Below are 21,459 nucleotides of genomic sequence, written 5' to 3'. Positions count from 1 at the left end.
TCAGCAAAAATTTTCAATCACCTACAGTGGAAGCTCTGCGAAAATAGCAAGGAGAGCCTATCGTTATGTTCTGTAGATGCCACCTGGTGAACCGGAGTTTAGAAACTCTGTACATTGTAATAATTGATGCTATCTCAAGTTACTTAATGCTGCTGTTCGCAGAGACGTGATGAAAAAATTAATTTTTCCTGCTTTTGTCGTAGCAGTTGTTATCTAAACTCACGGAGCAAGTATTTTTTCCAAGTGCAGAGTCAAGAGTGGATTACTTCCCCATATTCTTATAGTCTGACATATTTTTCTGTTCATCCTCGCCCAATCTGTAAATTTTAGCTTTGAATGGGTTTCTTCTATCGTGGTAGCTGCTTCCCCAGATACAATAGTTAGCAAATGTTGCCTACCACCTGAGCCATGACCCCCTCACAAGAAGTAGATACAATAACCACTCCTGAGATTGATACAGAAGGATACGGCAACTCAGATATTGATTCTCCCGATGAGTTGCCTGGTGAAGTCGAAATGTCTCTATTCGACCACCTAGAAGAATTAAGACAGCGCATCTTTTATTCACTGATTGCCGTAGCAGTGGGTGTAGTTGGCTGCTTCTTCGCTGTCAAGCCAATTGTTCAGTTACTAGAAGTCCCAGCCCAAGGTGTTAAATTTCTCCAGTTAGCCCCCGGAGAATATTTCTTTGTTTCTCTCAAAGTTGCAGGCTACACTGGCTTGTTACTTTCTAGTCCCTTCATTCTCTACCAAATTATTTTGTTTGTTCTTCCTGGATTGACTCGGCGCGAACGTGGTCTACTTGGGCCTATTGTTTTAGGGTCAAGCGTGCTGTTTGCCGGCGGTTTAGTCTTTGCTTATTTACTTTTGATTCCCGCCGCTTTGAATTTTTTCATCAGTTACGGCGCGGATGTTGTGGAACAACTCTGGTCTATCGACAAATATTTTGAATTTGTACTATTGCTTTTATTTAGTACTGGGTTGGCTTTCCAAGTTCCCATAATTCAACTTTTACTAGCTAATTTAGGGATTGTTTCATCCCAAAGAATGGTTTCTGGCTGGCGATTTGTAATTATGGCAGCCGTAGTTTTAGGTGCTGTACTTACACCTTCTACTGACCCCTTAACTCAAAGTCTTTTGGCGGGCGCGGTGCTTGCCCTTTACTTTGGTGGTATTGGTGTAGTGAAGCTCACAGGTAAATGAAAAACCTGCGACGGGAGAATTCAGAAGTCAGGATATATCAGGTTTTGATATCTTCGGTTTAGTATTTTGAAGAAAACAAAAACTACGAGGATTTCTTGATTTTATATCATTTTTAATTCTGATTTCTGAATTCCTACCTCGCTTGAAATCCCAACTGAAAAAGTTAATAAAATTAGTAATGAAACCTTAGAAAAAGTTGAGATTCGTATTAGCAAAGTGATTAAATGTAGAGGAATTTTCTAAAGCACGAAAACCAGCATACGAACTATAGATAGGTTTTGGTGATTTGGGCATTAAAAAATCTAGCGCCCAAATTATCAAACTTTATCAGTCAAAAGATAATATCAATCAATAGATTAATATTATCTGTGACTAATTTTTCCCCATGTCAGATAGCTGATTTTCTATCTGAAGTTTTTGTGTTAGTGGTATTTTTAAATGATGATGAAGTTGCTTTAACTCAGCCAGATATAGGACTCATACTTGATTTTTGAAATACACGTAGGGGAGCCACTGCGTTGGACGGGTTTCCCGGCTTGGAGCAAGTGGCGTTGGGCAATGCCCACCGGCTCATGGTTTTGGTGGGCATTGCCCACCCTGCAGATACTGAGAATTTTATGCGTAAGCGCAGGCTACGCCAACAGAAATCAAATCGGACTCCTATAGAGATGTCCCTTTAGGTAAGAGAGTTTTATAGCCTGTAGCCGAAATTATAAAAAATTATTTTAGGACTCCTTAATAATCACCACTTTCTAATCTTAATCTTTCAGATAATCCATTCAGAAGCACGTTCACCTAAATCTAGAGGTATGCTCACAGCTTTACCGAGTCGCGGGCGCTCTTTGGTTTGTGTAATAAATGTTTTCACCTGGACTGCACCGCCTAAAGCATGAAGGTAATTGGCGACACTATCAAGATGTTCTTGATATTCGGTTTCATTCATAGGAAAAGAAGCTTGCTCCAAATATTTCCACATTACTTGCAAAAATATCTTGCCTTGTGTCCGGCGAAACTGGACATCATAAGAGTATCCCCATTTATCCAGCAATAGTTGGCGTAATTCCTGTCCTGTCATAGTTTTTCTCAACCAGATTTTACATTTAGTTATGACGTTAAGTTCCGTAACTCAAGTATGATAAGGATATAAAGAAATGTAATGCTAACAGAAAGGATGCGAGATATATCTTGAAACAAAGAATAACAGCATCGTTACAAGCGTTAGCATTTCAACCAGACAGGAGTTGCTCAAGCATTTAGCGCTCTTGTCGAATGCTTAACAAAATACACGAAGAGCGCGTAGATTATGGCTCAATTTTCTGAATCCGTAGACGTTCCCGATATGGGGCGACGTCAGTTCATGAACCTGCTAACTTTTGGAACCGTTACTGGTGTGGCTCTGGGTGCATTGTATCCCGTTGTCAATTACTTTATTCCACCTGCTGCTGGTGGCGCTGGTGGCGGTACAACAGCAAAAGACGAGCTGGGCAACGATGTTAGCGTCAGCAAATTTTTAGAAAGCCATAATGTAGGCGATCGCACTCTAGTTCAAGGACTCAAGGGTGACCCCACCTATATCGTGGTAGAAAGCAAAGAAGCCATCACAGATTACGGCATCAACGCCGTTTGCACCCACTTGGGTTGTGTCGTCCCCTGGAACGCGGCAGAAAACAAATTTAAATGCCCTTGCCACGGTTCCCAATACGATGCAACTGGTAAGGTTGTTCGCGGTCCAGCACCAAAGTCTCTGGCTTTGAGTCACGCTAAAACCGAAAACGACAAAATCGTTTTAACTTCTTGGACTGAAACCGACTTCCGCACCGGTGAAGAACCCTGGTGGTCTTAATGATTTGTTCTGTGTCAGTAGTCAGTTGTTAGTTGTGAATTTGCCACTGACCACTGACCACTGACCACTGACTATTGACTCTTGACTAAATTCAATCGTTGCCCCTATAGAGATGAGAAATGCTTGTACAAGAGCGAGGTTAACTCGCACTGCTAGAGCGATGGTAAAAACATTGTTCATAGCGATCGCCAGCGTGACATTTTTCTTCACCAGCGACTTAGCCCTTCCCCAATCAGCTGCTGCATATCCTTTCTGGGCGCAGCAAACTTACCCAGAAACCCCCCGCGAACCGACAGGTAGAATTGTTTGCGCTAACTGTCACCTAGCAGCAAAGCCCACAGAAGTAGAAGTTCCTCAATCCGTACTACCCGACACCGTATTTAAAGCAGTTGTCAAAATCCCTTACGACACCAGCGTGCAACAAGTTGGTGCTGATGGCTCTAAGGTCGGCTTAAACGTCGGTGCTGTACTGATGTTACCCGAAGGCTTCAAGATTGCTCCTGAAGACCGCATTCCCGAAGAACTGAAAGAAGAAATCGGCGATGTTTACTTCCAACCCTACGGCGAAGATAAAGACAACATCGTCATTGTCGGGCCTTTACCCGGTGAACAGTATCAGGAAATCGTCTTCCCTGTTCTTTCTCCCAACCCCGCCAACGACAAGAACATTCACTTCGGTAAATATTCAGTTCATGTTGGTGGCAACCGGGGACGCGGACAAGTTTATCCTACAGGTGAAAAGAGCAACAACAACCTTTATAGCGCTGCTGCTACCGGTACAATTAGCAAGATTGCTAAACAAGAAGGCGAAGATGGTAGCGTTAAATATTTAGTAGACATCAAAACTGAGTCTGGAGAGGTTGTCAGCGACACTATTCCCGCAGGCCCAGAACTGATTGTTTCTGAAGGACAAGCAGTGACAGCAGGCGACGCTTTGACCAATAACCCTAACGTTGGTGGTTTCGGTCAACTAGACGCAGAAATTGTTCTCCAAGATGCTAATAGAGTTGGCTGGTTGATTGCTTTCGTTGCTCTGGTGATGTTAGCTCAAGTCATGCTAGTTCTGAAGAAGAAGCAGGTGGAAAAAGTCCAAGCTGCGGAAATGAATTTCTAAATTCTCTGATAAATCAATACTTTTAAGACAGGCTACAGCCTGTCTTTTTTATTTCTTAAAGTCCTGAAGAAGCAAGTTTCACAGTCAAACAAGAAAGATGCTTTTCTCCCCCTGCTCTTTCAAGCTAGAGGTGGGAAATACCCTACCGGACTGATCGGTATGCACACCTCTAAAGGTATTGCAAATTTTGTTGCAATAAAGTTATATTTATTTACATAAAGTTACATAAATATAAAAAAGAGGTTTGTGATGGCTATCTTATTTGCAGTATTACTTTTAGGTTGGGTTGCAGCTTCGGTTATAGGTTCTCTAGCCTACTTCCTGGGAGAACAGAAAAAGCCCATCCATGAGCGCAACTGGCGTTCTGAGTCTTTTGAGAAGTTGGCGAAATCGATTACTGGTATGGAAATAGATTACAGCGATCGCGCTCCTGCTTATGCGATGGATGCTTACACCAGCCGGACTCTGCCCCAATAGCAGTAAAATGCTTACACCCATACAAATAAAACCCCCAATCGTTGATATTGGGGGTTTTGCTTTTCATGACAAAAAAGGAAGTCCGAGGCTAACCAAGAGATGAAATTGATTCACTCACAACTCAGCACTCCTTACAAAGGACGGTAAACCCGATAATTAATATTGGGGAAAATGTTATCCATTACCTCGACTTTTTCTAACCAACCACTGTCAAACTTGCCGACTTTGGCGTCTTCGTATAGCTTATTAAAACGCATGAGGTGCGATCTCGTCCGTCTCACAGCATAAGGAACCATTGTTCCCGTCCGCATAATAAATGCCCAGTCAGAAGATTGTGCCAACAGCAGTTCTCTTGCTGCTTGGTTAAGCGCCCTCCATCCCAACTCATCTTCTGGTTCTAGGGTAGATATTTCGATCATGCGTTCAGCCGCTTTGTGCAAATGTGGATAAATCCAAGCATTTGTTTCATTTAACCAATATTCATGGAAACCCTTATAACCCCAGCTTGATTGGGAAGGACGACAGACTTGTTGTGTAGGCTCATTCCGTAAATAGTCTGCCAAATGAGTCATCGCATAAGTTCCTTGGTCATACCATGACTTGCGAAACAGGTAATCAATAAACCAAGGCCCTTCATACCACCAATGGCCAAACAATTCAGCATCGTAGGGCGAAACGATAATCGGCGGACGCTGCATAATTCCATACAGATGCTCTGCTTGGCGTTCGCGGTTATACATAAAATTGGCTGCGTGTTCTGCTGCCTTTTCCTTTGCCCAATAAGGATCGTATAGTGCTTTATCTGATAAACCTAAACCACGTCCAGTAATTTTGTGATACTTAATACCTGTATTTTTACGTTGACCGTTGGGCATGATGTAGGGCTTGATGTATTCATACTCAGCTTCCCAACCCAAATCTTTATAAAATTCTCGATATTCTGCTGCACCTGGATAACCAACCTCAGAAGACCACACCTGCTGAGAAGACTCATGATCTCGACCGAAGGCTGCAACACCAGTTTCCGTGAAAATTGGCGCATAAGTGCCGAACCGAGGACGAGGACGAGCATACAAAATACCATGTCCATCAGTGAGGAAGTAACGTAAACCGGCATCCGCCAGCATTCGTTCCAACCCTTCATAATAGGCACATTCCGGCAACCATATTCCTTTGGGTGGACGACCAAAAGTTTCCTCGTAGTGTTCACAAGCCACCTGAATCTGCGCCCACACTGCTTGGGGATACATTTTCATCAGTGGCAAATAGCCGTGGGTAGCACCACAAGTGATAATTTCTAGGTTGTTAGAATCTTGGAACTGTTTAAAAGCTGTTACCAAATCACCGTTGTAGCGCTCCCACATCTGACGCGCTTCGTTAAACTCAGTGGCGTAGTGTTCAGCTAAGTAACGCAGGTGTCCATTTTGGGCATTACGTTCGCCTTCCAGTTCTATCAGTTCTTCGAGTTGGGCTAAATGTGCGTCATAGCGTTCTTGCAATAGAGGATCGCGGAGCATCGACACAAGAGGCGGTGTCATACTCATAGTAATTTTAAAGTCGATACCGTCTCGCTTTAAACCATCAAATACTTTCAACAAGGGAATGTATGTTTCGGTGATGGCTTCATAGAGCCATTCTTCCTCTAGCACGTAGTCACTTTCTGGGTGACGAACGAAGGGTAGATGTGCGTGAAGTACGAGCGCGACGTAGCCGATAGCCATAGTGTTCTGGGGTGATACTTGTAAAGTGAAGGTCGAGGGATAAGGGGGAAATTAACAATATTTTAAGACCTTCTGGGGATCGTATCCGATTGACTTGATAAAAGTGATGACTGTTGGCTGTTGACTGATGAGAGGGGAGCCATGAGTGCTGGCTAAAGTTATTCTCCCTGCTCCCTGCTCCCTGCCCCTTAATTGTCCCTATTCTTCCTCTTGATACAAATCTTGCAAGCCTTGTACTTGAGTGCGTCGGGAGGTTCGGCGATATTTTTTACTTTCTAGTTTAGGTTCGTATTGACTCTGACCTTTGCCTTTGGTTTTGAGCTTCAAAGTAGATTCGGGATCGGCTTGTTGGTAAAGCTGAGTTTGCCTGGCGATCGCATCTGCTAAAAATTCTAGATAATGTTCATATCGTTCCCAATCACCACGCACAGCACAATCTGGCTCGTCTCGATGTGAGCAGTCGTTAAACCGACAACTAGCAATCGCTAAACGTTCTCTGGCTTCTGGGAAATAATGTACTAATTCTTCTGGACTACAATCCACATCAGGCTGATTAAATCCCGGCGTATCTGCCAGTAAACCACCGTTGGGTAACTCAAATAACTCTACATGGCGGGTGGTATGACGACCACGAGCCAGTTTACCGGAAACTTCCCCCACGCGCAGGTTAATGTTGGGAATCAGAGCATTAATCAAGCTGGATTTACCCACACCAGAAGGGCCAGCAACTACGGTAATTTTATTGCTGAGATATTTGGCTATTTGGTCAATATTTATCTGATTTTCGACGCTAATAAATAAGGGTTGATAACCCCAAGCTAATAGGCGATCGCTAATTTGTTGCTGTATTTCTGGTGAAACTAGATCGCTTTTATTCAAACATAAAACCACATCTAGTCCAGTAGTTTCCGCCTTCACGAGAAATCGGCTAAGTTGATAGGGTTCGAGGGGAGGGTCAGCCACAGCAAAAACCAGCAGGATTTGGTCAGCATTGGCGATTGGTGGCCTATCTAACTGGGTTTGCCGCGATAGAACATCAGCGATCGCCCCCCGTCCCCCAGCCCAATCTGGCTCCTCTACGACCACGCGATCGCCCACCATCACCTGTTGCCCGATTTTTTTCAACCGGGTTCTGCGAGTGCAAAGAAGAAGAGACAGGGGACAGAGGGGTAGAGGAGAATCTAAATGCACCTCCTCCCCTGCACCTCTGCTCCCTTGCTCCCTTACCTCTTGGTCTAGCTGTACTTTGTAAAAATTGGCCTGCACGGCTACAACCGTACCCAATAACTGTCCAGTGGTGAAAACTCTCATTGGGCAGTTACAGGACGGCGGATTAATAAAGAAAAATAGCCAGTACAGTCTGTGATTTGTTCTACCTGATAACCTGCCATTGTCAAGCTATCAGGAACTTGCTCAATTGGTTCCCCTGGGTCTAACCAGACTTCCAATAATGCTCCTGGGGGCATTTTCTCCAAACGGAGTTTTGTTCGCACGAAATTAATCGGACAAGGAGTGCCACGGAGGTCAAGTTGAGCATCAGGCGTTGAAACAGAAGAGAGCGTCATTACTTAAACAAATTTCCCAAAAATCCTTCCAGACCACCTTTACCGGTACGGTCTCCCTTAATTTTAGCCAGCTTCTCTAGCAATTCTCTCTCCTCAGGGATTACTTTAGTGGGGATATCAATTAATACTGTTAACAGATGATCGCCCCGACTAACAGGATTCCCCAAGCGAGGTACACCACGATTTTCTAGTTTCATCACCGTATTCGGTTGAGTACCCGCAGGAATAATCAACTCCACAGGCCCATCTACTGTGTTTACTTCTAGCCGGCAACCTAAAATTGCTTGCAAGTAGCTAACTTTAATTTCCGAGATAACATTAATGCCATCCCGTTGAAATTCTTCGTCTTCATTGACGAATAGGTATACATATAAATCCCCTGGAGGTCCACCACGTTGACCCGCATCACCTTCGTCTTTGATACGTAAGCGCGTACCATTGTCCACACCTGCGGGAATGGTAATTTTTAGTTTTTTGGTAACTTGATTTGTCCCCTTACCATCACAAGTATCACATTTGTCTTCAATTACCATGCCTGTACCATTACAGGTAGGACAAGTAGAGACTTGAGTAAAGCTACCAAATGGGGTTCTGGTGACGCGGCGGACTTGACCGGAACCGCTACAAGTCGAACAAGTGCGGGGACGAGTTCCTGGTTTTGCTCCTGAACCACTACAGGTTTCACAGGTTTCTAAATGGGAAATGCGAATTTCCTTTTCCCCACCGAATACCGCTTCTCGAAAGTCTAACTTTAGGTCTAGCCGTAAATCATCACCCCGCGCTGGCCCGCCGCGTCTTCTTTGCTGCGTTGGGCCACCCATACCGCCACCAGCAAAACCACTGAAAATACTTTCAAAGATATCGGCGAAACCACCCATATCGCTCATATCTTGGAAGCCGACACCAGCACCTGAAACACCTTCCGGACCGAAGCGATCGTAACGTGCGCGGGTTTCCGGCTCAGAAAGTACTTCATAAGCACGGTTAATTTCCTTAAAACGCTCTTCGGCTCCCGGTTCTTTATTCACATCAGGGTGATATTTCCGGGCTAGACGGCGGTAGGCTTGTTTGATTTCTTCTTTGTCAGCGTCACGAGCAACGCCTAGAATCTCATAATAGTCGCGGGCCATATAGCAAAGGTAAAGGTTAGGAGGAAGAAAGCAATAGGCAGTAGACACCACAAGGTCAACTTGCCGGGGCTAGATAGAAGGCAAAGTTAAATTATGTTAATAACTGATTTTACCTTTTACCTTTAACAAAAATCATTAACAAGTCAAGTAATGGGTACTTTCCTCGTAAAACGGAAAAAGCAACCGAAGTTAGGAGCAGGGGAACCATAAGTTTGGGCTTTCACTGCTAAGTCGGCTGTCTCTTTTACAATTGTGCTACGTGCTACGAGGAAACCCCTTCATGAACTAGAGGGGCTAGCCGCACGATTAGGTGTGGAAAACCCTCCATGTTGGGGATTAGAGATTAGGGACTGGGAACTGGGGATTATTTACTATAGGATTCATACTTGATTGCTGAAATGTATGTAGGGGAGCCACTGCGTTGGTGTTCGCGTAGCGTCTCCGACAGGGGAGGATTGGCTCATGGGGTTTCTCCATGAGCAACTGCCGAAAGGATTCCCCAGCTTGGAGCAAGTGACGTTCGTTGCTCCTTGCCCACCCTACAGACTGAGATTTTTTCAATTATCAAATCATATTCCTATATTTAATTCTCAATAGCTAATACTTAATCGCCGATACCCAATCTCTAATCTATCGCTTCATAATCAGCCTGTGCTGTACTTTCATCATCAAAATCAAAGTTAAATTGTGGTATTAAGGTTCCACTGATGGGGTGTTCTATATCTGAAGGTGATGAACCATCAGACATTACCTCTAATTCATCATCTGTTTGAGTGTTAGCTCGCTGGTAAACATTAGCGCCGATAGAAAAGAGTGTTTGTTGGAAATCATCTAAACATTGTTGAAACTCTTTGAGGGAGATGGCAGGATTAGTCATTACACTCTGAATTTGTGCAACTTTTTCGTTGGCTAAAACTTTTATTTGTTCTCCAATTAAATCACCATTATCTTTTAAAGTAGATTCATAAATAATCAACAAATTATCTGCTTGATTTTTCAATTCGACCAGTTCTTTGCGTCTCCTATCTTCTTCTGCAAAAACTTCTGCTTCTTGCCGCATTCTTTCCACTTCATTGGTACTTAATCCACCAGTATTAGTAATTCTAATACTTTGTTCTCTGCCTGTGCCTTTATCTTGAGCAGCAACTTTGAGAATGCCGTTGACATCAATTTCAAAGGAAACTTCAATTTGTGGGACTCCACGGGATGCTGGAGGAATGCCTGCCAAAAGAAATTTGCCTAAGCTCTTGTTATCCCGTGCCATTGTCCGTTCACCTTGGAGGATGTGGATTTCTACCGAGGTTTGACCATCAACAGCAGTGGAAAATATTTGAGATTTGCTGGTAGGAATTGTGGTGTTACGTTCGATGATTTTGGTGAATACTTCTCCTAAAGTTTCAATCCCTAAAGATAAAGGTGTGACATCCAATAGCAAGAGATTATCAACTTCGCCACCTAGTACCCCAGCTTGAATTGCTGCACCCAGAGCTACGGCTTCATCAGGATTAACCGAACGGTCTGGGGCTTTACCGTTAAAAAACTTGATTAAGGCATTCTGCACCGCCGGAATACGGGTAGAACCACCCACCAAAATAATCTTATCTATATCTTGTGGTTTCAGATCTGCATCTTTAAGGGCTTGAATCATTGGCTGGATGGTAGCTTCAATTAACTGTCCTACCAACTCTTCAAACTTAGAACGACTAAGTTCCATTTCTAGATGCTTGGGTCCAGTTTCATCAGCCGTAATAAAAGGCAAGTTAATTGAGGTACTTGCCATACTGGAGAGTTCAATTTTAGCTTTCTCGGCTGCTTCTCGTAAGCGTTGCAGCGCCATCTTATCTTGGGCTAGGTCGATTTTTTCTTGTTGTTGGAATCGTTCAATCATCCAACACACGACACAGCCGTCAAAGTCATCACCACCTAGTTGATTATTACCACTGGTGGCTTTGACTTCAAATACACCGTCCCCCAATTGGAGGATCGATACGTCAAAAGTTCCGCCGCCCAAGTCAAAAACTAAAATTAGCTGCTCTTGGTCTTGCTTTTCTAACCCAAAGGCTAAAGCCGCAGCCGTTGGTTCATTGATAATTCTTAAAACTTCCAGCCCGGCAATAGTACCAGCATCTTTAGTAGCTTGTCTTTGAGCGTCAGTAAAATAGGCAGGTACGGTAATTACTGCTTGTGTAACTGCTTCACCCAAAAAGTTTTCCGCGTCCTGTTTGAGTTTTTGCAGAATCATAGCGGATATTTCTTGGGGCGTGTAATTTCGTCCACGAATCTGCACATCAACAGTATCATCTCGACCTTTGACACAGCCATAAGGTACACGATCGCGTTCTGTTTCTGTATCTTCCCAACGACGACCGATAAACCGTTTAATGCTAAAAATCGTGTTTTCGGCATTAGTTACAGCTTGGCGTTTTGCTAGTTGACCGACCAAGCGATCGCCACTTTTGCCAAACCCCACAATGCTCGGTGTGGTTCTTCCGCCTTCAGAATTGGCGATCACTATCGGTTGACCACCTTCCAAAACCGCGACACAACTATTTGTCGTGCCTAAGTCGATCCCAATAACTTTTCCCATACGTAAATATTTTTACTGAGTGCTTTTGCGCGAACTATCTTTTTTTGGGTACGAACTTAGGCTGACTTTAATGTTAGGAAGCTAAGTCAATTCAAAATTCAAAATTCAAAATTGAAGAAGATAGGAGGTAGTCGCTGAAGGCAAACCGCAGGCGCTAGGCAGAAGTTTTACTATTACCCAGTCCCCAGTTCCCAATCTCCAGTCCCCAGTCCCCAATCCCTAACAATGCTCGCCTCTTCTATGACCTAAGCACTATTGGTCAGCGAGGCGAGCTGATACAGCTTAACTGTCGGCTGGACTCGACTGATTTTCTTGTGCAGGCAGCGTATCTTCCTTTGGAGCAGCCACCTTGACCATAGAATGGCGTAGCACGCGATCGCCCAAGTAATATCCACGTACTAACTCTTCTAACACTGTTCCTTCAGGATGTTCATCAGTAGGTTCCCGCATTACTGCTTCATGAAGGTTGGGATCAAACTCTTGTCCTTCGGGACGCATTGGTGATACACCCAGGCGCTTCAGGGAATCTACGAGTTGTTTGTATACTCCTTGATAACTTTTGTGAATTGTCATCTCACTTTCAGTTTGTGGCTTAAGATGCGATCGCGCCCGCTCAAAATTATCGACAATAGGTAGCAACTCCAAAATTGTGTTTCGTTTTACCTGTAAGTCCAACTCTTCTTTTTCTTTTTGAGTGCGCTTGCGGTAATTTTCAAAATCTGCCGCGATCCGCATATATTGCGTACTGCGTTCATCTAACTGCGTTTTGAGAGAACTGATCTGTTGAGTCAATTCAGCCAAAGCAGCTGTATTCGCTTCCTGTATCTGTGTTGCTGTGAAGCCATTATCTTCTGTAGCTGTAGTGTCTCCCACTACATTGGTTGGGATTGCCACTGGCTCAGTTACTTCGTTAGCAGATTCGTTATTGTTAATTTGGGCTGGGGATTCACTCATAATTGCTTGCTTTACCTCTGTTGATTCACCCAATTGCTGGCTTGTATGGTTTACCTGTTTATTTTCGTCGATCATTGTCCAAGTCTACTCACCCCAAATAGGATTTACGGCAGTATTTCATCACAATGAACAACCCTGACAATTGATGGCTGTACACTGAGACTGATTTTTTTGCCTAAATTTTTTTAGAGATGAGGGTAACATCATCTTATTTTTACAAATGGTGAACAGGTTAGCGTCAACATTCTAGGGGCGGTATTCCGAACGAAGAGTCATTAGTAATTAGTCAGTTGTCAGTTGTTAGCTGCCAATAGTTTTCTTTTCCCCCCGCTTTCCTGCGTCTTGTTGTCTCCAATCCCTTCGTAAAGTTTTGACTGGAATTTACTAAGTGTGGATGAAAATTTTTAGCCTCTGGCTGGGAATACTCTAAATAGAGGTTTTCCCTACTCATTGCTCACCTATGACTTACTCGTCACCACAACGGCGCAGTACCGCTCTTACTACAAGAACAGAGTTTTCGCCTTTCGGTAATAAGCTAGTGCAGTCTGGCTACATTAATACCGAACAGATGAGACAGGCGCTGATTGAAAGTCGCAAGTCTGGTAGACCCTTAACAGAAGTTTTGGAGTCAATTACTGGGCGACAATTGTCACCTGAGTATCTCAGGCAGTACAAGAAACAACAATTATTTGAACTGAAAATACTATACGGTGTTGAATACCTCGATCCGGAGGTCAACAATATCGGTAGCTCGATGGTGGGTAATTTAATTGAAACCCTCATCCCAGTTGATATCTGCCGTCGTCATCGTTTAGTTCCACTATCTAAAAATGATGAACATACGCCGCCTTATGTTTTAGTGGCGATGGTGGCTCCCGATAACTTGGAAGCATCGGATGACCTAAACCGCATCTTACGCCCCCAAGGTTTAACATTACAGCGTATGGTAATTACCCAGGAGGATTACCAACAGCTAATTAACCAATATTTGGATGAATTAGCTGTGCGGCAAAAGCACCTGGAACAAGAAAAATTTACAGATATTAATCAGGATTTAGAAAATCTTGGCAATCTCGACCTAGAAGATGCTCCTGAAGAGATGGAGGCTGATTTAGGTTCAGCAATGAAGGGTGCAGAGGATGCACCAGTCATCAACCTCGTCAATAGAATTTTGGCGAAGGCTTTGCATGAGAAGGTTTCTGATATCCACATCGAACCCCAAGAAGAAAACCTGCGGATTCGCTTCCGCAAGGATGGGGTACTGCGGGAGGCTTTTGACCCCCTACCGAAAAAAATTATTCCGGCTGTTACAGCTAGATTTAAAATTATCTCCAATTTAGATATTGCCGAGCGACGTTTACCCCAAGATGGACGTATCCGGCGGATGTTTGAGGGACGCAAGGTTGACTTCCGGGTGAATACCTTACCTAGTCGCTATGGGGAAAAGGTAGTACTACGAATTTTGGATAATTCTTCTACCCAACTGGGGCTAAATAAGTTAATCACTGACCCAGAAACATTGCAGATTGTCCAAGATATGGTGAGTAAGCCTTTCGGGTTGATTTTGGTGACTGGGCCGACTGGTTCAGGTAAAACCACTTCCTTGTATTCGGCACTGTCTGAGAAGAACTCACCAGGTATTAATATCAGTACGGTAGAAGACCCGATTGAGTACAGTTTGCCGGGGATTACTCAAGTACAGGTAATTCGGGAAAAAGGGCTAGATTTTGCCACAGCATTACGGGCTTTTTTGCGACAAGATCCTGATGTGTTGCTGGTGGGTGAAACAAGAGACAAAGAAACAGCGAAAACAGCGATTGAAGCGGCTTTAACAGGTCACTTGGTCTTAACTACATTACACACCAACGATGCCCCTGGTGCGATCGCTCGTTTGGGCGAAATGGGTATTGAACCATTCATGGTTTCCAGTTCTCTAATTGGGGTATTGGCACAACGTCTAGTGCGCCGTGTTTGTAGTGAGTGCCGTATTGCTTATACTCCCACCACTGAGGAATTAGCTCGTTATGGAATGTCTGCTTCTCAAGAAGTGTCTGTCACCTTCTATAAAGCTAACATTGTCCCAGCAGAAGCGATCGCCGAAGCCAAAGCTAAAAATGAGCTTTGTCCAGCTTGTAACGGTGTCGGCTATAAAGGACGCTGTGGTGTTTATGAAGTGATGCGGGTTACAGAAAACCTACAAACTTTAATCAACGAAGAAGCACCAACAGAACGCATCAAAGAAGTAGCCGTAGAAGAAGGGATGAAAACCTTATTGGCTTATAGCCTAGACCTCGTTCGCCAAGGTGCTACCACCTTAGAAGAAGTGGAACGGGTGACATTCACAGACACAGGTTTGGAAGCTGAGTTAAAAGCTAAACGCAAGACTGGTCTTACCTGCCGGACGTGTAGTGCCATATTACAACCAGAATGGCTAGATTGTCCCTACTGTCTAACACCCCGTTTTGAAGATTAGTCATTGCATTTATTTGTTTGAATTTTGAATTGGAGCAAAGCGACCCTATGGAAATGATGATTGAAGACTTGATGGAGCAGATGATTGAAATGGGTGGTTCGGATATGCACTTATCCGCAGGGTTGCCCCCCTATTTCCGTATCAGTGGCAAACTCACACCCATAGGCGAAGAAGTACTGACCGCCGACCAGTGCCAAAGACTGATTTTTAGTATGCTCAATAACACCCAACGTAAAACCTTAGAGCAGACTTGGGAGTTAGATTGTTCCTATGGTGTCAAAGGTTTGGCTCGCTTCCGGGTCAATGTTTATAAAGAGCGTGGTGCTTATGCTGCTTGTTTAAGAGCGCTCAGTTCCAAAATTCCTAATTTTGAAAAGTTGGGTTTACCGGATGTTGTACGGGAAATGTGCGACAAACCTAGAGGGTTGATTCTCGTCACAGGGCCGACAGGTTCCGGTAAAACAACCACTCTGGCGGCAATGATTGACTTAATTAACCGCACGAAGGCAGAGCATATCCTGACAGTAGAAGACCCCATTGAATTTGTATACGAACCAATTAAAAGCTTAGTTCACCAACGACAATTAGGTGAAGATACAAAAAGCTTTGCTAACGCTTTAAAAGCAGCTTTGCGGGAAGATCCAGATATTGTTTTGGTTGGGGAAATGCGGGATTTGGAGACGATTTCTTTGGCGATTTCTGCCGCAGAAACCGGACACTTAGTATTTGGTACGCTGCACACTAGTTCTGCTTCTCAGACTGTTGACCGGATTATCGACGTTTTTCCCCACGAAAAACAAACTCAAGTACGGGTACAGTTATCTAACTCTTTAGTAGCTGTATTTAGCCAAACATTAGTGCCGAAGAAAAATCCCAAGCCCGGTGAATACGGCCGTGTCATGGCACAAGAAATTATGATTATTACTCCTGCTATTTCTAACTTAATTCGTGAAGGTAAAACCTCACAAATTTATTCCGCCATTCAGACTGGCGGTAAGTTAGGAATGCAAACATTAGAAAAGGTTTTAGCTGATTATTACAAATCAGGCACAATTTCTTTTGAAGCAGCAATGTCTAAAACATCTAAGCCAGATGAAATTCAACGCCTCATCGGTCCTTCTGCCCCACCACCAGGGGCTAAAGCCGGAGCCGTCAAAGCACATTAAAAAAAAGTCAATAGTTATTGTTTATTAGCCATGAATAATAACTATTAATTATTTTTGAATTTTGTAGCTTGCTTCTCGTAGAGTATTTTGAATTTTGATATTGATATATGCCAACATTTATTGCCCAAGTTCGGGACACGCAAGGAAAAACGAGAAAAGAGAAAGTTGTTGCTGAATCTTTGGCACAAGCTCGTACTAATCTTAGAGATCAGGGATTGGTCATCCAAGAACTTAAACAGTCGCAAAACTTTGCTGCCAATTTTGATTTCCAAAAGTTTCAGAATTCCTTCGTCAAGGTAACAGTAAAGGAAAAGGCAGTATTCTCTCGACAACTTGCCACATTGGTAAATGCTGGTGTAGCAATTGTCCGAGGGTTGGGAGTGCTAGGCGATCAGTGTACCAATGCTAAACTCAAACAAGCCCTCAATGATATTAGCAATGATGTTCAAAGTGGGGTCAATCTTTCGGATGCTATGCGTAAGCATCCTGGCTGTTTTGATGGTTTGTATGTGAGCATGATTCAAGCCGGGGAAGTCGGTGGTGTTTTAGATGAAGTTTTGAATCGTTTAGCCAAATTGTTAGAAGACATGGCTCGATTACAAAACCAAATTAAGTCAGCCCTAGCTTATCCTGTGGTGGTTGGTATTCTAGCAACTGGTATTTTTGTGGGGATGACTGTTTTTCTTATCCCCATTTTTGCCAAGATTTTCGTGGAATTAGGAACAGAATTACCTCCATTAACCGCATTTTTAATGACTTGTAGCCAAGTTTTAAGAAGTTTGTGGTCGTTAGTGATTATTGCTGGAATTGTTGGCTTCAAATTTGCCTATTCACAGTATTATAAAACTCGTATTGGGAGGGAAACAATTGACCGCCTTTCTTTAAAGATGCCTTTATTTGGTGACTTGATTCAAAAATCTTCAGTAGCCCGTTTTAGTCGTACTTTTGGTTCTTTGACTCGTTCTGGTGTACCTATTCTTACTTCTTTAGAGATCGTGCGAGATACATCAGGAAATCAGGTTGTTGCTAATGCTATTGATGCCGCACGAGCCGAAATTCAGCAAGGAGGTATGATTAGTATCGCTCTCCAAAAAGAAGCGGTTTTTTCCACCAATGGCAATTCAAATGATTAGCATCGGTGAAGAAACCGGGGAATTGGATGGAATGCTGATGAAAATTGCCGATTTTTATGAAGATGAGGTTGAGCAAGCCGTCAAAGCATTAACCAGCGTTTTAGAACCAATTATGATTTTAGTTCTAGGGGGTATGGTGGGAACAATTCTATTAGCGATGTATTTACCCTTATTCAAAGTATTTGAAACACTGGGATAGATGAGATATGAGGAAAATTAATTTTTTGAATTTTGAATGGATTATGAAAAAAAGTGAGTTTTAAAACCGAGTGGAACTGTGGGGGAAAGAATCATTGTTTCCCTTGGCACAGTCTCTCGTAGAGAAGGTAAGTAAAAACTCCTCCTGCTCCTTGTGGGCAGCTATCTTTAATTTTGTTGACGGAGCCTACTCTTCTCCTGTCGGAGACGCGAACGAGAACGCTACGCGAACCCGTAGGGTATTTTGAATTTTGAATTTTGAATTTTGAATTTTGAATTGATTCATGCCTGTGCAAAAATCTGACTATGAAGCGAGTTTGGCAGAGTATAGTAATTATGAAGCGGCGATCGCACTACTCAAACAACATCGACCATATCTAGAGATGATTCCTAGTTTGCGTCGTCCTGATGAAAGTGTAATTATTATCCCTCTGCCAATTGTTCGTCTGCGTGATCCTGTTGCTACAACCACACAGGCCAATTGTTTACCTTGTGATGTGGCAATTATCATGTGTGATCCTGAATGGAAGGTTAAAACGGGAGCCGAGATTCTATTATTTATTCATCGTCCCCATGAAGACTTTTCTGATTTGTTGGGACGTTGGCGACAAACCCAGGTTTTGCTCAACCAAGATTATGAATGGTTAATGCCCCTCCGCCACAGCCATATTTTAAGTGAAGGGGCTGATATCGTCTATCCCTTGTTTGTGGTTTTTAGTGAAACATCTGAACGCATCCAACGCGGACTGAGAGGTGCAGAATTGCCCTTCGTGATTCAAGCACCATATTCACCAGTCGATGAAGCCAGAAAAGAAGAGAGGTTAGAAGCGAGGGACTAGCAATTTAAGTATTGAATTCTTGACAGGAATCCATTTGTCTAGGCTCTCAACTTTAACCTCTAAGCTTTTACTTCACAAACTGGGGCATGATTTCAGCAGCCGTAAATATGCCATGAATGCCGCGTTGATGCAATTGCATACCAGCTTTGAGATAACCAAAAGCGGGACCGCAGACATTAGCTGCCATGCTGGTTTCATCTCCTAAGGTGAAGGTATGGGTGGAAATCTTGCCTTCAAAGGTACGTCCTGTAACCTTAACATTAGTGCTGAGGGGCTTTTTGGGATTGCGGGTATCTACTACACCACCCACAGTCACGCGATCGCGCTCTACTATCCCTGCTAGCTCTAACATTACATCATCGGCGTGTTCCATGTTCTTCAAGGTCAGTACGCCATTGGTTTTGTCTAGTAATGCTTCTACTTCTGCATCAGTCATTGCTCTAGCAACTTCTACTGTATAACCAGGCATATGACCAATATCTTCCCGCACTGTAGCGCGGTAAGCTTCCCAGTTGGCAATACCAACACCAAAGGTAATCTCTACCTGATGAATTTCGGCGTAGCTTTGGGCTGCTAAAGCGGCGGCGGCGGTTAATAGTCCCGGTGTTGCACCACAGCCTGTCATGTAGGTAATACCAGCCGCTTGTAGTTCGTCTTTCATGGCAATGAGCTGTTCTACTGCACTGGTACGCTTAATAGCATCTACCAATACACCACGCCAGCCAGATTGAATAAACTGTCTGGCTACGGAAGGAATGAAGTCATTAGGTAGGTTGGGCAAAGCTAGAAAATACCCATCTACAGGTTGACTGCTATCGATTAAATCTTGAATACTGTTGTTGCCTAAACTACCTACTGGTTCTAAATAACCCACCGAACCTTGAGACTGGTAGGTAACAATGCAATCTTTAAAATTTAAACCTGCCGCAGCATAAGCATAGCCTTTTTGGTCTGCCACGGCTACCAATTTCATCTCCCTTTTACCAGCTAGTACCTTGGCGGCTGCTTGTCCGAGTCCACCGAAACCTAATACTCCGATACGTATAGCTGGCGTAATATTTGCTGTACTCATAGTCAATTAGTTAAGTTGAATCACAAGCCTTGAGTATGAACCATTTTGGTTTATGGCGTAGCCGTTTTGCGGCTTGCCGTTAGGCATCGCTCAAAGCTATAAAGGTTAATTATGCTTTATTATCCACCCTGATGAGTTTTTTCACCGGAAATTCTTGCTGGGTAATTAGGACTTGAATAAATTTTCACAAAAAATTATATCAAAAGCGATCGCTAAACAAGATGATCCAATCAAGGAAGAGACTGAAAAAACAGATTCTTATTTACGATTACATCAAGGATAATTATGCTTTATTAATTGTTATCTTGAACTTGGCATAGGGAATGATATCAGTATGTATCTACCTATTTTTTAACTATAACATGATTGGAAAACTTAATCACAATGTTAATGTTTCTCAGGAATATGAGAAATTAGCACGCGAAGATGAAAAAGTCGGACTTTTACTTCAAGAACAAGGCGAACATAGACACTCAATTTATTTTCTTATCCAAGCGATGGAGAAATATGTACGAGCAAAAATATTTACTTTTGTTGACGCTAAAAATCCATACTTTAGAAAAAGAGAAAGAACCCATTCTATTGAAGATGCTTTGGATTTCTTAATTGAAGTTATAAGCGGCAATACAGTTATTAGAGAGCAAGTTAAAAATCAGTTACGTGAATATGTTGTTGGGGAAATAAAATTTAACTGGTTACACAATAATTTACGTTATCCTTTTTATTCTGAACGCTATAATTCTTACTCATCTTTTGAGATAACGAGCCATGATAATGATGTGATTGCTCAGAAGTTAAAAGCATTAAAAGCATTTCTTGCTGATATTGATAGATTTAGATAATTAAAAATTGTCTGTGTAACCGCGACTTCAGTTGCTAGAGACAGCGTAATTTTGAAAAAGTAATTGGTTGTAATGCTATCGTTCCAAGTCTTCAAAAGAGAAAGCCCTTTTTTCGTTATCTTAGAAAAGTAAATCATTACACGATTGAACGATGGTTGCTTTACCCGATAGCATTTTCATGAGCGCCGAGGAATATCTAATTTGGGAACCCACCCAAGAGTTACGTTACGAGTATTGGGATGGTGAAGTTGTCGCCATGACTGGTGGTACACGCAACCATAATCGGGTTTCCGGAAATTTTTTCAAACTCCTAGATGATGCCCTAGCAGATAGATCCTGTGAAGTATACATTGTAGATGTGAAGGTGCAGGTAGAACCGGGGCGGAAGTATTTTTATCCTGATGTGGTGGTGACTTGCGACGATCGCGATCATGATCCACAATGGGTAAAATTTCCCAGTTTGATTATCGAAGTGTTATCACCTTCAACGGAAGCAGCTGATCGGGGGAAAAAGTTTGCTGCATATCGCCAATCTCCAACCTTGCAAGAATATGTCCTAGTACAAGTAGCACAGCCAGGTGTGGAAGTATTTCGGCGCAATGAACAGGGGAAATGGGTACTCTCGGAATATAATTTGGGTGAGAAATTGCTACTAGAATCGGTGAACGTAGAAATAGCGATCGCTGATTTGTACCGACAAGTTGAGTTTGCCGCAGAAGCAACGGAAAATGAACAGGCGATGGCATAGCGAAAAAGTATCGCCATCGCTCATCATTTAATTAAACAATAATTTCCCGATGACAAGAGAATTTAACGTGGTTATGGAACGGGACTCTGATGGCTATTTTGTCGCGTCTGTATCTAGTTTGGCGGGATGTCACACCCAAGCTAAATCTTTAGACGAACTAATGGAGCGTATGAAAGAAACTATCGAACTTTGCGTAAAAGTTGAACAAGAACAAGCTGAAGTATTAGAGTTTGTGGGTATGTAGAGGGTTTCTGGTAAAAATATACTAAGGGTGTACTGAGGTTCTAGAATGTCGCGCAATGAGATTATGCCAACTGTTCTTCAATTAGATACGATTGATGCTAGATAATGGGAAGGCTTTGGCATTCACTAGCAAATCTAGCCCGGAAGAACA

Annotated in this window: 19 protein-coding genes and 1 pseudogene; 11 read left to right on the top strand and 9 right to left on the bottom strand. The window is 43.0% G+C overall.

Annotated elements, in window-relative coordinates; translation table 11 throughout:
• Positions 1 to 408 precede the first annotated feature (408 nt).
• Positions 409 to 1,203: a twin-arginine translocase subunit TatC gene (tatC, locus tag ACN222_RS12275; RefSeq protein WP_010996612.1), complete on the top strand. Its 795-nt coding sequence runs from the start codon at positions 409 to 411 to the stop codon at positions 1,201 to 1,203.
• Positions 1,204 to 1,969: 766 nt separating this feature from the next.
• On the opposite strand, the gene ACN222_RS12270 is transcribed toward tatC, so the two are convergent.
• The gene (locus ACN222_RS12270) at positions 1,970 to 2,278 is read right to left on the bottom strand and encodes a DUF3067 family protein (RefSeq protein ID WP_010996610.1); all 309 of its coding nucleotides are present in this window, start codon (positions 2,276 to 2,278) and stop codon (positions 1,970 to 1,972) included.
• A gap of 228 nt (positions 2,279 to 2,506) precedes the next feature.
• On the opposite strand from ACN222_RS12270, the gene petC reads away from it, so the two are divergent.
• On the top strand, positions 2,507 to 3,046 hold the full coding sequence (petC, locus tag ACN222_RS12265; protein ID WP_010996609.1) for a cytochrome b6-f complex iron-sulfur subunit: 540 nt from the start codon (positions 2,507 to 2,509) through the stop codon (positions 3,044 to 3,046).
• A gap of 21 nt (positions 3,047 to 3,067) precedes the next feature.
• Here petC and ACN222_RS12260 read toward each other — a convergent pair whose 3' ends face one another.
• Positions 3,068 to 3,226: a hypothetical protein gene (locus ACN222_RS12260; protein WP_162470530.1), complete on the bottom strand. Its 159-nt coding sequence runs from the start codon at positions 3,224 to 3,226 to the stop codon at positions 3,068 to 3,070.
• Between ACN222_RS12260 and petA the strand changes: the two genes are divergently transcribed.
• Together petA and ACN222_RS12250 are read left to right on the top strand one after the other, a co-directional pair.
• Positions 3,159 to 4,160: a cytochrome f gene (gene petA, locus ACN222_RS12255; protein ID WP_010996608.1), complete on the top strand. Its 1,002-nt coding sequence runs from the start codon at positions 3,159 to 3,161 to the stop codon at positions 4,158 to 4,160. The genes ACN222_RS12260 and petA overlap by 68 nt on opposite strands.
• 249 nt (positions 4,161 to 4,409) lie before the next feature.
• A complete protein-coding gene (locus ACN222_RS12250) occupies positions 4,410 to 4,637 on the top strand; it encodes a photosystem II protein, Psb35-related (protein ID WP_011317267.1) in 228 nt (75 codons plus the stop codon).
• A gap of 131 nt (positions 4,638 to 4,768) precedes the next feature.
• On the opposite strand, the gene ACN222_RS12245 is transcribed toward ACN222_RS12250, so the two are convergent.
• From ACN222_RS12245 to grpE, 6 genes are all read right to left on the bottom strand, one after another.
• Complete coding sequence (locus tag ACN222_RS12245; RefSeq protein ID WP_010996606.1) at positions 4,769 to 6,358, bottom strand: glycoside hydrolase family 57 protein; 1,590 nt, start codon at positions 6,356 to 6,358, stop codon at positions 4,769 to 4,771.
• Between the two features lie 198 nt (positions 6,359 to 6,556).
• Positions 6,557 to 7,669 carry a small ribosomal subunit biogenesis GTPase RsgA gene (rsgA, locus tag ACN222_RS12240; RefSeq protein ID WP_010996605.1) on the bottom strand — a complete coding sequence of 371 codons (1,113 nt, stop codon included), beginning with the start codon at positions 7,667 to 7,669 and terminating at the stop codon, positions 6,557 to 6,559.
• Complete coding sequence (locus tag ACN222_RS12235) at positions 7,666 to 7,923, bottom strand: sulfurtransferase TusA family protein (protein ID WP_010996604.1); 258 nt, start codon at positions 7,921 to 7,923, stop codon at positions 7,666 to 7,668. Before ACN222_RS12235 ends, rsgA begins: the two co-directional genes overlap by 4 nt.
• A complete protein-coding gene (dnaJ, locus tag ACN222_RS12230) occupies positions 7,923 to 9,053 on the bottom strand; it encodes a molecular chaperone DnaJ (protein WP_010996603.1) in 1,131 nt (376 codons plus the stop codon). Before dnaJ ends, ACN222_RS12235 begins: the two co-directional genes overlap by 1 nt.
• Before the next feature lie 625 nt (positions 9,054 to 9,678).
• Positions 9,679 to 11,640 (bottom strand): molecular chaperone DnaK, encoded by a 1,962-nt coding sequence (gene dnaK, locus ACN222_RS12225; protein ID WP_010996602.1) that lies wholly within the window; start codon positions 11,638 to 11,640, stop codon positions 9,679 to 9,681.
• Positions 11,641 to 11,922: 282 nt separating this feature from the next.
• Complete coding sequence (gene grpE / locus ACN222_RS12220; RefSeq protein WP_010996601.1) at positions 11,923 to 12,669, bottom strand: nucleotide exchange factor GrpE; 747 nt, start codon at positions 12,667 to 12,669, stop codon at positions 11,923 to 11,925.
• A 385-nt stretch (positions 12,670 to 13,054) separates the two neighbouring features.
• On the opposite strand from grpE, the gene ACN222_RS12215 reads away from it, so the two are divergent.
• The 4 genes and pseudogenes from ACN222_RS12215 to ACN222_RS12200 all read left to right on the top strand — a co-directional run bounded on the left by ACN222_RS12215 (position 13,055) and on the right by ACN222_RS12200 (position 18,403).
• Positions 13,055 to 15,067 (top strand): GspE/PulE family protein, encoded by a 2,013-nt coding sequence (locus ACN222_RS12215; RefSeq protein WP_010996600.1) that lies wholly within the window; start codon positions 13,055 to 13,057, stop codon positions 15,065 to 15,067.
• A 47-nt stretch (positions 15,068 to 15,114) separates the two neighbouring features.
• Entirely contained in the window at positions 15,115 to 16,233 is a 1,119-nt protein-coding gene (locus ACN222_RS12210) for a type IV pilus twitching motility protein PilT (RefSeq protein WP_010996599.1), read from the top strand.
• Between the two features lie 107 nt (positions 16,234 to 16,340).
• Positions 16,341 to 17,565, top strand: a pseudogene (locus ACN222_RS12205) (type II secretion system F family protein).
• A 283-nt stretch (positions 17,566 to 17,848) separates the two neighbouring features.
• Positions 17,849 to 18,403 (top strand): hypothetical protein, encoded by a 555-nt coding sequence (locus ACN222_RS12200; protein WP_010996597.1) that lies wholly within the window; start codon positions 17,849 to 17,851, stop codon positions 18,401 to 18,403.
• 67 nt (positions 18,404 to 18,470) lie between these two features.
• Here ACN222_RS12200 and bioU read toward each other — a convergent pair whose 3' ends face one another.
• Positions 18,471 to 19,475: a (S)-8-amino-7-oxononanoate synthase BioU gene (gene bioU / locus ACN222_RS12195; protein WP_010996596.1), complete on the bottom strand. Its 1,005-nt coding sequence runs from the start codon at positions 19,473 to 19,475 to the stop codon at positions 18,471 to 18,473.
• Positions 19,476 to 19,837: 362 nt separating this feature from the next.
• Between bioU and ACN222_RS12190 the strand changes: the two genes are divergently transcribed.
• The 3 genes from ACN222_RS12190 to ACN222_RS12180 all read left to right on the top strand — a co-directional run bounded on the left by ACN222_RS12190 (position 19,838) and on the right by ACN222_RS12180 (position 21,309).
• The gene (locus tag ACN222_RS12190; RefSeq protein WP_126987027.1) at positions 19,838 to 20,317 is read left to right on the top strand and encodes a hypothetical protein; all 480 of its coding nucleotides are present in this window, start codon (positions 19,838 to 19,840) and stop codon (positions 20,315 to 20,317) included.
• Positions 20,318 to 20,468: 151 nt separating this feature from the next.
• On the top strand, positions 20,469 to 21,065 hold the full coding sequence (locus ACN222_RS12185; protein ID WP_010996594.1) for a Uma2 family endonuclease: 597 nt from the start codon (positions 20,469 to 20,471) through the stop codon (positions 21,063 to 21,065).
• Positions 21,066 to 21,114: 49 nt separating this feature from the next.
• Positions 21,115 to 21,309, top strand: a complete 195-nt coding sequence (locus ACN222_RS12180) for a type II toxin-antitoxin system HicB family antitoxin (protein ID WP_010996593.1) — start codon at positions 21,115 to 21,117, stop codon at positions 21,307 to 21,309.
• The last annotated feature ends 150 nt before the right edge of the window (positions 21,310 to 21,459 follow it).

It is taken from the genome of Anabaena sp. FACHB-595, assembly GCF_048568275.1.
Classification (GTDB): Bacteria; Cyanobacteriota; Cyanobacteriia; order Cyanobacteriales; family Nostocaceae; genus Trichormus.
The sequence above is the reverse complement of the archived record's forward strand: the minus strand, read 5'-3'. Positions and strand labels throughout refer to the sequence as shown.